Origin of the sequence: Paenibacillus sp. FSL L8-0638 (assembly GCF_038593075.1) — a bacterium.
Classification (GTDB): domain Bacteria; phylum Bacillota; class Bacilli; order Paenibacillales; family Paenibacillaceae; genus Paenibacillus; species Paenibacillus polymyxa_D.
Window position 1 is genome coordinate 989,756 of the sequence record NZ_CP151960.1, and the last position, 14,938, is coordinate 1,004,693.

Genomic DNA, 14,938 nt, shown 5'->3' on the forward strand with positions numbered 1-14,938 from the left:
GCAGAGGTTTTATGAAAAGGGGGTGTCCCCACAGCCATCGAAATGGCTGTGGGGACACCCCCTTTGTTTTAGAGAAAAGGTTTTACACCCACTCAATAACCTGATCTACAGGTCGCCGAGTTTTGCCACGCGGCTCGTTGAGACGGTAGCCAAATGCCACCATACAAGAAATACCGAAATGCTTGGCATCCATAATGCCTTCTTCAGAGAGGATGCGTTCGATTTCCTGTTTATTAAAACCTTCGATAGGGCAGGAATCAATGCCGATTTGAGCTGCGGCAGTCATCATATTGCCCAGTGCGATGTAGGTTTGCCGGCAGCCCCACTCGAACAAGGCTCTTTTGTTTTCCTCCAGCCCAAAATCTGATTTTAGAAAGGCATCATATACTTTCTCTTTGCCTTGCATCACTTCAGCGGGTAATTGCTGCACGTTCTCCATCATACTCTTGATATAATCGGAGGAGGCTACCATATCTTCAGGAAGTCTAGAGAGGATGAGTACAAAATGGCTGGCTGTTGGCAGTTGTTTTTGTGCCCCCCAAGAGTAAGGCAGCAGCTTCTCACGCATAGCTTTACTCTGAATGACAACAAATTTCCAGGGTTCAAAGCCAAACGAGCTTGGAGATAAACGACCGGTTTCAAGAATAAAATCAAAATCGGAATCGCTAATTTTCTTATGACTATCAAATTCTTTCGTTGCATGTCTGAACTCGTATGCGGATAAGATTTGATCTTTAGTAGTAGCTAAGGTTTCCATCGCTATTCCACTCCTTATGGATGTTGATTAAAATTGACGCTTACCAAGTGACATGCTTAATATTAGAATATACATGACCGTTTTTGAAGTACGCACATTAATGTGCTGTAGTATATAAAATGATACTAAGGAGGAGAAAAGCCTATGCGTAATCGGAAAGGCGGCTTTGGGGAATGTACCGCTGGAAATGATCAGGCGTGTCCAGTTGAGTTCACGCTGGACGTGATTGGGGGCAAATGGAAAGGGATTATTTTATATCATCTCATGTATGGGACTAAGCGATTTAGTGATTTTCGGCGGATATGTCCGGGGATCACCCAGCGTATGCTGACACTCCAATTGCGCGAGCTGGAAGAGGATGGTGTCGTTCACCGTGAAGTCTACCAGCAGGTTCCGCCTAAGGTTGAATACTCTCTCACCGAATTCGGAAAAACGCTGATCCCGATTATTAACTTGATGAAGGATTGGGGAGAAGAATATAAAACAAAACAGCGATCACCAGAAAGCAGCCTTCAGCAACCTAGCCCCAATGTGTAGGTTTTTGAAGACGGCTCCACGAAAAAGACCTGACCATCATTTTGGCAGGTCTTTTGTTTTTTTAAGTGAAATGATGCAAAGTTCGTTTTTCAGTTGACAGCAAGGACGACGCTTGATATATTTCTTACGATATTGATAATCATTATCATGTGGATTGGAAGATCATCTCCACAATATATAGGGGGCTAATCAGTTGAAAAGAAAATCGTATTTTGTGATGACAGCTATGTTACTTGTATTGTCTGTATTCATCAGCGCTTGCGGCGGAAATAACAATGGAAGTAATCCGGCTTCATCTTCAGAAGATAAGCAAGAGTCGGCTACTACTGGAGAGACTAGAAGCTTTAAAACGGTTAAAGGGGATATTCAAATTCCTGCTAAGCCACAGCGCATTGTAACGGATTTTTACGGCGGAGAATTGCTGTCCGTGGGTGCTAATGTGGTGGGTGTAGAGCCGACTGCGTTTCAAAATCCTTTTCTGACCGATTTGCTGAAGGAAAAGGGAACCAAAGAGGTGGGTGATCCGACCAATTTGGAAAAGACGCTGGAACTCAAACCCGATCTGATCGTGGTTATGAAGGATACGAATTATGAGGCTTTGTCTAAAATTGCACCTACCCTGTATATTCCGTACGGCACGGCGACTAATATTTATGATACGGTCAAGCTGTTCGGCGATATCACCGGGGAAAAGGAGAAGGCTGAGCAATTTATTGCTGCATTTGATAAAAAGGCCGCTGAAGGTCGCGCACGTCTTAAAGGTGTGATTGACGAAAAGGCGACTTTCGGTCTGTATGAGCTGACGGACAAGCACGCACTTTGGATCTTTGGCGACAATGCGGGTCGAGGCGGACAAGCTGTCTACAATGCGCTCAAACTGAATATGCCAAAGAAAACTGTGAACTCCAAGGAACAAACGGTGCAGCTTTCGATGGAGGTATTGCCACAGTATGACGCAGATTATATGTTCCTGACTACGTATGATCCCGAGAAAAAGGGTGACGCGCTCAAGCAACTGAAGTCGTCCGCTGTATGGGGGAATCTTCCTGCGGTGAAGAACAATAGAGTGTTCTTTAACGATTTTGATACGTATTATCGCTATGATCCAATCGCTATTACCGGGCAAATTGATATGATCGTAGATATGCTGGTCGAAAGAGAAAAAGAGAATAAAGCTAAACAATAAGCAGATCCTGCGCTATAACAAATTGTTGAAATAGATAAGAGATCGCATATTATACACAGTATATAGCATTAAAAACCAGTCCAACATGAATCATGTTTGGACTGGTTTTTGATTTACTATTTTGTCGTAATTTCAATAGTATCTTCTTTTTGTATCCAATCTACCTTGGCCCCCAGCGTTTCGCTGATCAGCCTTAATGGAAGATAACCAATACCATTCACCATGAAGGGCGGATTGGTAAGCTTTACAGCCTTACCGTTCACTTTTGCTTGGCTGGTTTTGAAATTTATTTCTAGAAAGACAGGGTGATCTTCTGCCTTGGACTGATCTATTTTTGCTATTTTGCTGTTGAAATCATAAGCGATCTCGGCCCCCAGTTTATCAAAAACAGAACGAAGGGGAATAAACGCTTGCCCGTTGCGGGTAATGACACCATTACTCAGAGAGACAGGCGAACCATTGAGACGGACAAGAATCGGTTTTTGTACAGGAACTGGTGAACTATAAAGAAACTCATAGTCTCCTATACCTAGCTGCGCGTGTTTGTTGACACCCCAGCCCCATAAGGCCCCATCTGCTTTTTGCATGATTACGTGCCGTGGACCTGCTTTGATACTTTGAATATTTTTAGCAAGCAATGTAAAGGGGGCGTTGGATGGTAACTTTTCACCATCTAGAGACGCAACATATACATTCCCAGCTGTGGTGAGGGCGAGTATGGAGCGTTCGGCGAAAAAGGCGTCTTTAACATCCTTTACTCCTGATAATAGCACAGGGGTATTTTCATTGTGATAGGTTGTATTATCTGAGTAACCTGTGACCGTTTCACCCCAGAACCATAACCGTCCTTGTTGATCAATCGCGAGATTGGAACTTCCATTGGTCTTAATTATTTTGATGTCCGATAAGGCTTGAATCTGCGATACGGATAAAGTTTCGGACGGAGTTACATTTTTATCAAATTCTTTGGGCCATGTCCATACAGTACCGTCTTTCTTTAAGGCTATGTTTTTGGAGATAGCAGTAATATCCTTTAATGATGAAATAGGTTCGAAGCCCTGTAAGGCTTTTGTATTTTTCCATACACTGCCGTCTTTCTTTAGAAATATCCAGCGTTCCTCATAATCCGGTCTTTCCTCATAGTAACTATCTATATTGGCAACCTCGTCGATGCCAGATAGGGTTTGAAAAGGACTAGAGATGTTTCCATTGTCGAGCCGATCAGCGGAAGATATGCTGCCTTCGCTGCTCAGAGCGAGCACATGATCATTCAAATTACTTACAGCTGCGAGGTTCTGTAATCCTTCCAGAGGAACGAATTTCACGGATTCAGCAATATTATTTCTAGGCACATACCAAGCAGAGTGGTCTTGTAAGGTAAATATCAGATCGCCTTCCTGGATTATATTCGAAAATGTTCTTACAACGTTTGGCTTATCCTCTACACGAGTCGGTACGGATTGATTATAGCCCCATAACCACAAGCTCCCATCGGATTGAATCAGACTCCCGGAATCATAGGAGCGAATACGGGACGCCGATTCATCACCGGCCGCCCATGCACTGGAGCTGAACAATAACAGCGCGATCATACTGATTAACAGAGTACGTCTTTTCATGCGTTTTTCCTCATTTCTTGATCAATGTATACAAGGGAAAAATGATCTTGGAGAATATCCCCTATCCATAGACGATGAAAGTATAGAAAAGTTTTCCATAATGTATGAATTTCAATAAAATAGCCTCCAAACCCACGATTAGAGATGGGTTTGGAGACTATTTCTTTTGCGAGTAAGCATAATATGTTGGTTCGAACAGGTTAAACACGACTATGATCAGACTAATTTGCTATTCGACTGCGCACCATCAATAAGGTTTGTTCTTTGATCTGTCCGATTTCACGAAGAAGTGTGGCTGTTTTGGCCTCGTAGGATTGTTTGACATCCAAGTCTTTTAGTGAGGCAAGGTTAATGTCAACAGTAAGCAGGGCAGATTGAGCAGCGGCTTCGAACAGGATCGCGCCGATGCCAAGATCCGAAATCACATTTTTATTGGACACTTCCACAATGTTATAGGCTTGCGACAATCCGTCTCGGCATACTTCCAGCAGGCGCATGGGTACCTCAATGGCAGCGATCACCGCAGTCTGTAAGGAATGGGTACGATAGCGCTTTTCTTCGTCTGTTTCCTTGGGCAAACGCAGCGCGGTCATGTACTGTTCAAAGGATTGGATGTCTGCGACCATTAATTCCTCACAATGTGTAGACAATCTTTCCATGCTGCTAATGACGTCCGTGATTTGTTCATGGATGTGCGCGTATTTTTCTCCTTGTGAAAGGTTGGCGGTCATAGAGGTCATAGCCGCGCCTAGTGCCGCAGCCAGTGCGGATACACTTCCTCCGCCAGGGGTAGGCGCTGCACTTGCAGCTTCTTTCAGAAAATGTCCGATGGAATGATTCCACGACAGTTCACTCATGAGTAAACCACCTCTCTGGAGTAGTGTTGCAGATGTATCGCTTTGAGCAGATTTTTGTACAAAATCGCAGTCGTTAAGGTGCCAACACCGCCGGGAACCGGAGAAATAGCATGTACTTTTTCCCCCACGTCTAAAGCGGCATCTCCCACTATTTTTCCCTCTAGCGTCTCATTAATTCCCGCATCTACCAAAATCAGACCGGGATGGACCATTTCCTGTGTAATCACATCAGGGCATCCGACTGCGACGAAAGCAATGTCTGCATGGCTCAGATGCTCTGCAATATCACGCGTACCTGCATGACAGGCGGTAACGGTGGCATTTTCTCTTTGCAACATGTGGAAAAGGGGAAGTCCCACTGTCTGTCCGATGCCCACGAGCGTGACATTTTTGCCTGCCAATGTGTGACCGTAATGCTTGAGCAGCTCGATACAGGCTTGAGGTGTTGCGGGATATAGTCCGGCGTCACCTGTTACGGTAGCCAGTTTGTTATCGGGTGTAATCCCATCAATATCCTTGTAGGGGGCAATGGATTGTTTAATAACGGAGGCGGAAAGATGTTGGGGAAGCGGCAGTTCCAGCATAATGCCATGTACATGGGATGCATCGTTCAGACTGCCGATCAGGTGCAGTAGCTCGGTTTCGCTAACATGACGATCAAACGTATGGAGATGAAATGAGATGCCCAGCTTCTCCGCTATTTTTTGCTTGGTCCGTGCATAGTATGCAGATGCCGGATCACCTTCTACCAATAGGGTTGCCAGATGGGGACGGTGTCCTTGGTGCTTCATTTCTTCTACCTGTGAACGGATCGTTGCATATACTTGCTCAGCTGCTTCTTTGGATTTCATGATAATAGCCATAGTCCGAGCCTCCTCTGAATTTATCGCATAATGGAATCAACAGGGTGTCATGGTCTTGTAAAACGAAAAAAAGTATTTGCACAAGGTCGTCAAGACAGACGAATCCTCTGCAAATACTTCTCCCAGGCGAACGGTACGCTTTTTTTGTATGCTCCCTCGTGGTTCATTCCACTGACTTCGCCAGTCACATACAGCGTTATTATACCTTATATTTTAACAAACAATCATCAGAAAAGAAACCCGCGAACATTTGGAAAACGGGTTATGTTACTTGTCTATATGACAAATGTCATATACACGAACTGACGTTTATGACTACAGCGCCTAGAGCGTTCTCCTTATACTGAGATTAGATCAACATGTACGCCTAACAGGATCAAGGTATAGGCGTCATTTTAAAGGAGGATCATAATGAGTATGACACAACTCCCATTAGCCCAATTGAAAAAAAATATGGCTCCCTACGAGAAAATAAACACGAAATCCAGCGTTCTGCAACTTATCAATACCTTGGGTCCACTGATCCTATTGTGGTATGCTGCTTATCTTAGCCTGTCGGTCTCGTACTGGCTGACGCTTCCCATTGCCATTGTTGCATCGGGGTTTGTGGTACGGACGTTTATTATTTTTCATGATTGTGGTCATCAATCCTTCTTCAAAAGCCGCAAGCTGAACGACATTGTGGGAACGATTACAGGTATTATTACGCTCTGCCCTTATCACCAATGGAAAAATAGTCACGCGATCCACCATGCAACCAGCAGTAATCTGGATAAAAGAGGCACAGGTGACATGTGGGTGCTTACGGTAGAAGAGTACACAGAGGCTTCCACATGGACACGGTTGGCCTATCGCATATACCGAAATCCTTGGGTTATGTTCGGACTAGGTCCGATCTATACTTTTTTGATTTCCTATCGCTTTAATATCAAGACAGCCAAACGCAAGGAAAAAATGAACACTCATGTGACGAATATATCCATCGTTGCATTGTATGCACTGTTGTGCTGGGCTATTGGATGGCAGGCCTTCCTTCTCGTACAGGCACCTATCTTTTTTGTATCCGGTATGTTGGGAATCTGGCTATTCTATGTACAACACCAATTTGAGGATTCGTATTTTGAGCACGATGAAGAGTGGAGTTATATTAATGCAGCCGTAGAAGGCAGTTCTTACTACAAGCTTCCTAAAGTATTGCAATGGATTACGGGCAATATCGGATTTCATCACGTTCATCACCTGAGTCCCAAAGTTCCAAATTATAATTTGGAAAAAGCACATGAAGCGACACCGTTACTTCAAAAGGCGACCACGATCACAGTGAGTAGCAGTCTGCAATCGTTGAAGTTCCGACTTTGGGATGAAAATACGAAAACCTTTTTGACCTTTAAACAAGTGAAGCCGCTCCTCAGCAAACGTGTTGCAGTTACGAAACCCATGCCTACACCTGTTGTAGGCACAGAAAGAAAATAACGTTGAACAAAACCTGGTATGATAAGATAAGGAATATAAGTCATGTGAAGTAGAAGAGGGTGGGCAGGATGCAAAAATGGTATCAGATTTTCCAAAGAAATACAGGGCTTAGCCCTTATGTTTGGGTCGTCTTTTATATCCTGCCCTTTTACTACTTTAGCTCTTCATCTACAGGTCATATTATTTTGGGTACTGCTATTATTTTGGTATTCTTTGCATGTTATGTACTGGCTTTTGTCTCAAAAGGCTGGCTCATATACTTTTGGACCAGTGTACAGATTGCCATATCGATTACCATGACACTGCTGTTTAGCTATATGTATTTTTCGATATTTATCGCCTATCTGATCGGTAATATTAAAAGTAAGGCTGCATTTACGACGCTGTATATCATTTTAATGGTTATTACGATTGGATTGATCAATTATGGTTTTGTTTCTCAGAATCCCGTTTTTATTAAACAGATTCCTTTTATCCTGCTCAATCTAATCGGTGTGATCCTCCTTCCGATTACGAATTTTAATCGCAACAAAAGCGATCGGCTCCAAGTCCAATTAGAGGATGCCAATAAGAAAATATCGGAATTGATTAAGCTGGAGGAACGGCAAAGAATTGCGCGTGACCTGCACGATACCTTAGGTCAGAAGTTGTCACTCATTGGGCTGAAGAGCGATTTGGCGGGCAAACTGATGGATCAGTACCCGGAGCGGGCGCATGTCGAAATTAACGATGTTCGTCTCACGGCAAGAAGCGCGTTAAAAGAGGTACGGGAAATGGTTACTCAAATGCGCGGTATGCGACTAGAGGATGAACTGCTACGTATTCGGCAGATTTTAAAGGCTGCTCACATTGAATTGACTCTAGAGGGCGACCCGAAGCTGGAGCATACATCATTAATGAATGAAAATGTTCTGAGTATGTGTATGAAGGAAGCGGTGACTAATGTGGTTAAGCACAGTGGAGCTACCGCTTGCTCCATCACGATTGAGCCGTCTCGTAAGGAATTAACTCTTCGGATTCAGGATAATGGAGTCGGTATTACGAGAGAAAATGGAACCCTTCGTGGAAACGGCCTGCAAGGTATGAAGGAAAGGCTCGAATTCGTGAACGGATGTATGGAGCTGCGTTCAGATCAGGGAACGACCTTGGTCATTAAAGTGCCCAATATCACTGAAAAGCCGAATGAGGAGGTGGGGCCATGATTCGAATTGTCATTGCAGAAGACCAGCGTATGCTGCTAGGTGCTCTAGCTTCCCTGCTAGACTTGGAAGAGGACATGAAAGTAGTCGGAAAAGCAAGCAACGGGGAAGAAGCCTTAGAACTGGTGAAGTTGCATCAACCGGATATATGCATTATGGACATCGAAATGCCGATAAAGAGCGGATTGGATGCGGCTGAGGAACTCAAAGGCTTGAACTGCAAGGTGTTGATTTTAACTACGTTTGCCCGCCCTGGGTATTTTGAACGAGCGATCAAGGCGGGGACACACGGTTATCTGCTCAAGGACAGTCCCAGTGAAGAACTGGCTTCCTCCATTCGCAGTATTATGGCAGGTCGGCGTATCTATGCTCCGGAACTGGTCGATGATGCTTATGCCGAAGTCAATCCGCTAACAGAGCGTGAAAAGACTGTGTTGGCGCTCATCGCTGACGGAAAGAACACAAAAGAGATTGCTGGTGAACTGTATTTAACGACAGGGACGGTGCGCAATTATATTTCAGTCATTCTCGATAAGTTGGGTGTCAGTAACCGGATCGAAGCGATTACACGTTTTAATGAAAAAGGTTGGTTTAAATGAGAAACAGGGACGCTATGAAGCAAAATATAGCGCTCTGTTTTTTTGTTTTATCCATAGATTTGGTATGCCTTTAGCGCACTACCTTGTGATACAATAGGATAGTTGTCCACAGGATGGACTGGAGTACAAGGAGGAGCAGAACCGCATGAAACAAGCCCCATTTATAGCCGTTGAAGGGCCCATCGGAGCAGGCAAAACGACGTTAGCTTCGATGCTTTCAACCGAGCTACATTGGCCGATAATCAAAGAGATTGTCGAGGAGAATCCATTTCTCGATAAATTTTATCAGAATATAGATGAGTGGAGTTTCCAGTTGGAAATGTTCTTCCTCTGCAATCGGTATAAGCAGTTGGAGGATACTGGTCTGCAATATATCGAGAAAGCTCAGCCTGTTATTTCTGATTACCATATCTACAAGAATTTGATTTTTGCTGAACGTACGCTTAAGGGTGTGAAGCTAGAAAAATATCGTCAAATCTATCATTTGCTCACAGATGATATGCCTAAGCCGGACATTATCATTTATATCAAAGCAGATTTGGATACCTTGCTGGGGAGAATTCGCAAGCGTGCACGCTCTTTTGAACAGGAGATGGACCCTGCCTATCTGGAGCAATTGATCATAGATTATGATAAAGGCATGCAGTTTCTCGCTGAACAGTCCCCTTCCCCTCGTATATTGACCGTGAACGGGAATGAAATTGATTTTGTAGAAAATCAGGCACAATTTAAACAAATTGTTTCCGATGTAAAGGAGCTTATATAGTGAATAATTACAACATTCCTGCAAATGCCTTGATTACGGTAGCGGGCACAGTGGGTGTAGGTAAATCCACGTTGACCGGTGCTTTGGCCGGACGCCTTGGTTTTAAAACCTCTTTGGAGCAGGTCGATCATAATCCCTATCTGGAGAAATTTTATCACGATTTCGAAAGATGGAGCTTTCATTTGCAAATTTATTTTCTCGCGGAACGCTTCAAGGAACAAAAGAATATTTTCCTGTCTGGTGGAGGCTTTGTGCAGGATCGTTCTATTTATGAGGACACAGGCATTTTTGCGAAAATGCATGCCGATCAGGGAACGATGAATCCTACCGATTATGAAACGTATACTAGCCTGTTTGAGGCGATGGTGATGACACCGTTTTTCCCGCACCCTGATGTGCTGATCTATCTGGAAGGCAGTTTGCCCTCCATTCTGAGTCGGATTGAGGAGCGCGGTCGCGAGATGGAGATTCAGACCGAGCGTTCTTATTGGGAGCAAATGCATCGCAGATATTCCAATTGGATCAACGAATTTGATGCCTGTCCTGTACTGCGTCTGAACATTGATGAGTATGATGTACATGACCCTGCTTCCATGGATGCTATTTTGGAAGAAGTAGGAAAAGTAATATCGAAAAAATAGAGATATAACCCCAAATAACTGACAGGGACTGTGGTACAATCAGTATAAATTAAGCTGATAGACCGCAGTCTTTTTTTGTCGAATGAACATGTTGAAGCACGAGATATGACTAACGGTATAGTGGACAAGATTAGGCTGGAATGCGAGAATAGGTACATATGAATTGTTATGACTCACGGGAAGGATGGGATACTGTGATGCGTTTTGGTATTGTTGGAACCAACTGGATAACTGAAAGGTTTATTCAAGCTGCGATGGAGACGGACGAATTTTCCCTGACGGCGGTATACTCACGCACAGAGGATAAGGGCAAAGCTTTTGCTGACAAATATAACAGCCAGCCGGAGGTTTTTACAGACCTGGCGCGAATGGCCGCAAGTGACCAGGTCGATGCCGTATATATTGCCAGCCCCAATTCCTTACATGCGGAGCAGGCGATCTTATGTATGAATCACGGAAAGCACGTGTTGTGTGAGAAACCTTTTGCGTCTAATGCAGCAGAGGTGAAGAGCATGATCGAAGCCGCGCGCAACAACGATGTTCTGCTGATGGAGGCTGTTAAATCCACACTTATGCCTAACTTTAAAATAATAAAGGATCATATGTATAAAATAGGCCGGGTTCGGCGTTATTTTGCAAGCTACTGTCAATACTCTTCCCGCTTTGATGCTTTTAAGCAAGGTAAGGTATTGAATGCGTTTAATCCGGCCTTTTCCAACGGTTCCCTGATGGACCTTGGCGTGTATTGTTTGTATCCTATGGTGACTTTGTTCGGCAAACCTGAGGAGGTTCGGGCGGTTGGTGTGCTTTTATCCTCTGGTGTCGATGGCGAGGGCAGTATCGTGATGAAGTATCCGGATATGGATGCTATCGTCATGTATTCCAAAATTACTGATTCCTATCTGCCTGCTGAAATTCAGGGTGAGAATGGAACGATGGTGATCGACAAAATCAGTCAGCCCTATGAGGTGAAAATTCATTATCGGGACGGCACGATTGAGGATCTGACCAAAGCTCAGACGCGTGAGCCCATGTATTATGAAATTCAGGAATTTATAGATCTGATCAAGAGTGGTGAACGCAACAGTTCCATTAACTCTTTGGAGTCTTCACTTACAGTCGCTGAAGTGATGGAGGAGGCAAGACAACAATTCGGCCTTCGTTATGAAGCAGATTCGAAAAATACTTCTGCACATTAGTCAGTGGAATGATCGAAATTGCGATGCACAAAGGGCTGCCGATTTTGCAAACTTTGCAAATATACGGTTAGCCTTATTTGGCTTTGTAGCACTAAAAGGGTAAGGTAGCTATCCTTCTCCTCAATCGCTTGGTCACTTATAACCTCGTTTTTACAAATTACTATATTTCCTAAAACAACGTATTAACATTTGATTGATATGATCATATTTATAACTTTTACATATTAACTACACAGAGGAGTGTACACATGTTTAAGAAGTTTCAAAAATGGTCAGCAACATCTATGTCTGTTGCTCTTGCGCTAGGTTTGATTACGGGCATGTCAGCCTTGCCTGTCCATGCTGAGTCAGTAGGGAATACAGATCATGGTATTAGTAAAGTTACAGCTACATTTTATGGAGACACAAAAGGTTCCAAAGGATTTACCTGGTATACTTCAAAACTTTCCACGAAGAGCACTGTTCAAGTAATCAAGAAAACGGCTTCTGAAGCTGATTTTACGAGTGCTCTTACATTTGAAGGGACTTCTTCTCCATCGACCAATTCTCCAGAAGAGCTTGTCCATAAAGCTGTAGCTACAGGTCTTCAAGCGGACACAGCTTATTATTATCGTGTGGGTGATGCAGCGCGCGGGATATGGAGCGAAACAGGTACGTTTCAAACGGCTCCTAAGAGCGGTGAATTTACCTTCATTGATTTAGCTGATACACAAGCAAAAAGTGAAGATGAAGCCATATTGTCTTCACAGACGCTCGAAAAAGCACTTCAAACTGTAGGTAATGCTCAGTTTGTAGTCCACAACGGAGATATCGTAGACACCGGTACCAAGGAAGAGCAGTGGGACTGGTTGTTGGGACATTCACAAAAAAGTCTTTTGAATACAACCATTGTTCCTTCAGCAGGTAATCACGAGGATGAGAACTACGCTTTTTATGATCACTTTAATATTAATCAACCAGCTGGTTCTGCTACTAAAACAGGAGCGTACTACTCCTTTGATTACAGCAATGCTCACTTTATCGTACTGAACTCCAATGAGGACTCAGAGAAATATGCCAATTTTTCTGAAGATCAAGTTGAATGGTTAAAGAAAGATGCTGCGGCAGCCAAAAGGGCAGGTGCAAAGTGGATCATTGTTAACATTCACAAAGGTCCCTACACTACCTCTAATCATGCAACAGATTCTGACATCATGGATAACAATGGAGTTCGTAACCAAATCGCTCCACTCATGGACAAACTTGATATCGACTTTGTCGTGCAGGGGCACGATCATATTTACGCTCGTACGAAGCCAATCAACCAAGAGGGTAAAGCAACAACGCCAACAAAATTAAAAGATAGATTAAATGAAAAGACGATTGAATATAGTGTGAATCCGGATGGAAGTATCTATGTCATCCCAGCAACTGCTGGCCCCAAAGTCTACTACAAGAACCCGAGTGAAAAACTTGGAGATAAGTACTATAATCTCTTTGAACTAGCTGAAGAGAATCATGCGGCAGTATATGGCCCGGATCCGAGTGACAATCGTAGACCTGTACGAGGACAGGTACAGAATTTTGTTGGCATCACCGTAGACGAAAATAAAGTTACAGCCGTAACGTACGAAATTGATCAAAACAAAAATGATGCCAAACCTTTTATTGTGGATCAATTCGGAATCATCAAAAAATATCAGTAAAATTGATTAATGGTTTCTAAATAATCATAAAAGGATATCCTACAGTCTGGTCGGCTGCATGGATATCCTTTTTTATTTTCTTATAGGGACTTTCTTATAGAGACGTCTGATGTTGTGCTTGTAATACTTACGCCCTGTTCGGAAGCGGGTAAACCGTACATAATGCTATTAAGAGATCCAAAGTTTAAAAGTAGTCAATTTTACATATAGAAATTTTCTTGCAAAATATGGAGGGATAAAACGATGGCTTATCAAGAAATCAATGGAGTTCGCGTATGGGGATCACCTGACCCGGGGGCACTATCTCAAGCCCACACATGTGCCGAAAATGGTAATGTGATTCAGGCGCTACTGATGGCAGATCATCATAAAGGCTACAGTCAGCCGATTGGCGGTGTGATGGTGTATGACGGACAAATTTCACCTTCAGGTGTAGGGTATGATATCGGCTGCGGGAATAAGGCGGTAAGAACCAAGCTGTTTGCAGCAGATATTATGCCGCGTATTTCAGCCGTGATGGATGAGATTGCCCGTCATATTTCGTTTGGCGTAGGCCGTGTGAATGCAATTCAGGTAGACCATAAGCTGTTCGATGACCCGGATTGGGCAGTATATGCGGCGATTGGGAAACAAGAACATGACAAACTGAAGTCCTTGGCAAGAGAACAGCTGGGTACAGTAGGGAGTGGTAATCACTTTGTTGATGTATTTGTGGAGGAAGCGACAGGACAGGTCTGGATTGCCAATCATTTCGGCAGCCGGGGCTTTGGACACAAAACAGCAAGTGGGTTTCTAAACTTGGCTGCAGGACGGGAGTTTCTCGGAAAGGCGCCGGGAGAACATATGGATCAGCCGCCTGTACTGCTGGATATGAACAGTGAGCTGGGAGACATGTACTACCGTGCGATGCGCCTTGCCGGACGCTATGCGTATGCGGGACGTGACTATGTGATAGAACAAGTGCTTGGTATTATGGGGACCGAAGCGGATTTTACGGTGCATAACCACCATAATTACGCGTGGAAGGAACAGCATGATGGACGCGACACCATTGTAGTCCGCAAAGGCGCAACCCCCTCGGCCCCTGGCCAAATGGGCTTTATTGGAGGAAGCATGGGTGATATCTCGGTGATTGTGCGTGGGAAAGAATCGGTAGAAAATCGGGATTCCTACTATAGTACAGTCCATGGCGCAGGTCGTATTATGAGTCGTACCCAGGCAGCCGGTAAAATGAATTGGAAAACCCGTACGCGTAGCGGTGGGCAGATTACGGACCTACAGATGAAGGAGGCTGTTCGGAACTATGGTGTCGAGCTGCGCGGAGCCGGTACAGATGAAAGCCCGTTCGTCTACCGCAAACTGCGCGAGGTACTGGACGCTCACTCCGAGACCGTGGAAGTTATGCATGAACTAAAGCCTATTGGGGTATGCATGGCTGGGGCCAATGAATTTGACCCGTATAAGGATTAATGAAAAGAGAAGGAAGAACGGGGCTGTACCCATAAAAAAGACGATGCCCGGCAGAAGTGTTCATTCGCCGAGCATCGTCTTTAAAGT

14 protein-coding genes and 1 riboswitch are annotated in these 14,938 nt (G+C 44.1%); of the genes, 10 read left to right on the forward strand and 4 right to left on the reverse strand.

Annotated elements, in window-relative coordinates; translation table 11 throughout:
* Positions 1-82: 82 nt before the first annotated feature.
* The gene (locus MKY35_RS04455) at positions 83-757 is read right to left on the reverse strand and encodes an NAD(P)H-dependent oxidoreductase (RefSeq protein WP_342445709.1); all 675 of its coding nucleotides are present in this window, start codon (positions 755-757) and stop codon (positions 83-85) included.
* 144 nt (positions 758-901) lie between these two features.
* Between MKY35_RS04455 and MKY35_RS04460 the strand changes: the two genes are divergently transcribed.
* Positions 902-1,294: a helix-turn-helix domain-containing protein gene (locus MKY35_RS04460; RefSeq protein ID WP_068938572.1), complete on the forward strand. Its 393-nt coding sequence runs from the start codon at positions 902-904 to the stop codon at positions 1,292-1,294.
* A gap of 193 nt (positions 1,295-1,487) precedes the next feature.
* Entirely contained in the window at positions 1,488-2,480 is a 993-nt protein-coding gene (locus tag MKY35_RS04465) for an ABC transporter substrate-binding protein (protein WP_342445710.1), read from the forward strand.
* 116 nt (positions 2,481-2,596) lie between these two features.
* Here MKY35_RS04465 and MKY35_RS04470 read toward each other — a convergent pair whose 3' ends face one another.
* The 3 genes from MKY35_RS04470 to MKY35_RS04480 all read right to left on the reverse strand — a co-directional run bounded on the left by MKY35_RS04470 (position 2,597) and on the right by MKY35_RS04480 (position 5,819).
* Positions 2,597-4,099: a stalk domain-containing protein gene (locus MKY35_RS04470; protein WP_342445711.1), complete on the reverse strand. Its 1,503-nt coding sequence runs from the start codon at positions 4,097-4,099 to the stop codon at positions 2,597-2,599.
* A 221-nt stretch (positions 4,100-4,320) separates the two neighbouring features.
* On the reverse strand, positions 4,321-4,956 hold the full coding sequence (locus MKY35_RS04475) for a cyclodeaminase/cyclohydrolase family protein (protein ID WP_342445712.1): 636 nt from the start codon (positions 4,954-4,956) through the stop codon (positions 4,321-4,323).
* Positions 4,953-5,819: a bifunctional 5,10-methylenetetrahydrofolate dehydrogenase/5,10-methenyltetrahydrofolate cyclohydrolase gene (locus tag MKY35_RS04480; protein ID WP_342445713.1), complete on the reverse strand. Its 867-nt coding sequence runs from the start codon at positions 5,817-5,819 to the stop codon at positions 4,953-4,955. Before MKY35_RS04480 ends, MKY35_RS04475 begins: the two co-directional genes overlap by 4 nt.
* Positions 5,820-5,932: 113 nt before the next feature.
* Positions 5,933-6,017, reverse strand: a riboswitch (ZMP/ZTP riboswitch).
* Positions 6,018-6,230: 213 nt separating this feature from the next.
* On the opposite strand from MKY35_RS04480, the gene MKY35_RS04485 reads away from it, so the two are divergent.
* The 8 genes from MKY35_RS04485 (at position 6,231) to MKY35_RS04520 (ending at position 14,851) form a co-directional block, all read left to right on the forward strand.
* Complete coding sequence (locus tag MKY35_RS04485) at positions 6,231-7,292, forward strand: fatty acid desaturase (protein ID WP_029517625.1); 1,062 nt, start codon at positions 6,231-6,233, stop codon at positions 7,290-7,292.
* A 68-nt stretch (positions 7,293-7,360) separates the two neighbouring features.
* Positions 7,361-8,494 (forward strand): sensor histidine kinase, encoded by a 1,134-nt coding sequence (locus MKY35_RS04490; RefSeq protein WP_039272444.1) that lies wholly within the window; start codon positions 7,361-7,363, stop codon positions 8,492-8,494.
* A complete protein-coding gene (locus MKY35_RS04495; protein ID WP_025683815.1) occupies positions 8,491-9,090 on the forward strand; it encodes a response regulator transcription factor in 600 nt (199 codons plus the stop codon). The genes MKY35_RS04490 and MKY35_RS04495 overlap by 4 nt, the downstream gene beginning before the upstream one ends.
* A 145-nt stretch (positions 9,091-9,235) precedes the next feature.
* Positions 9,236-9,856 carry a deoxynucleoside kinase gene (locus tag MKY35_RS04500; RefSeq protein WP_029517622.1) on the forward strand — a complete coding sequence of 207 codons (621 nt, stop codon included), beginning with the start codon at positions 9,236-9,238 and terminating at the stop codon, positions 9,854-9,856.
* Positions 9,856-10,497 (forward strand): deoxynucleoside kinase, encoded by a 642-nt coding sequence (locus tag MKY35_RS04505; RefSeq protein ID WP_013308920.1) that lies wholly within the window; start codon positions 9,856-9,858, stop codon positions 10,495-10,497. Before MKY35_RS04500 ends, MKY35_RS04505 begins: the two co-directional genes overlap by 1 nt.
* 197 nt (positions 10,498-10,694) lie before the next feature.
* Positions 10,695-11,696 (forward strand): Gfo/Idh/MocA family oxidoreductase, encoded by a 1,002-nt coding sequence (locus tag MKY35_RS04510; protein WP_342446601.1) that lies wholly within the window; start codon positions 10,695-10,697, stop codon positions 11,694-11,696.
* Positions 11,697-11,944: 248 nt separating this feature from the next.
* Entirely contained in the window at positions 11,945-13,381 is a 1,437-nt protein-coding gene (locus MKY35_RS04515; RefSeq protein ID WP_342445714.1) for a metallophosphoesterase family protein, read from the forward strand.
* 243 nt (positions 13,382-13,624) lie between these two features.
* Positions 13,625-14,851 (forward strand): RtcB family protein, encoded by a 1,227-nt coding sequence (locus MKY35_RS04520; protein WP_342445715.1) that lies wholly within the window; start codon positions 13,625-13,627, stop codon positions 14,849-14,851.
* Positions 14,852-14,938 lie beyond the last annotated feature (87 nt).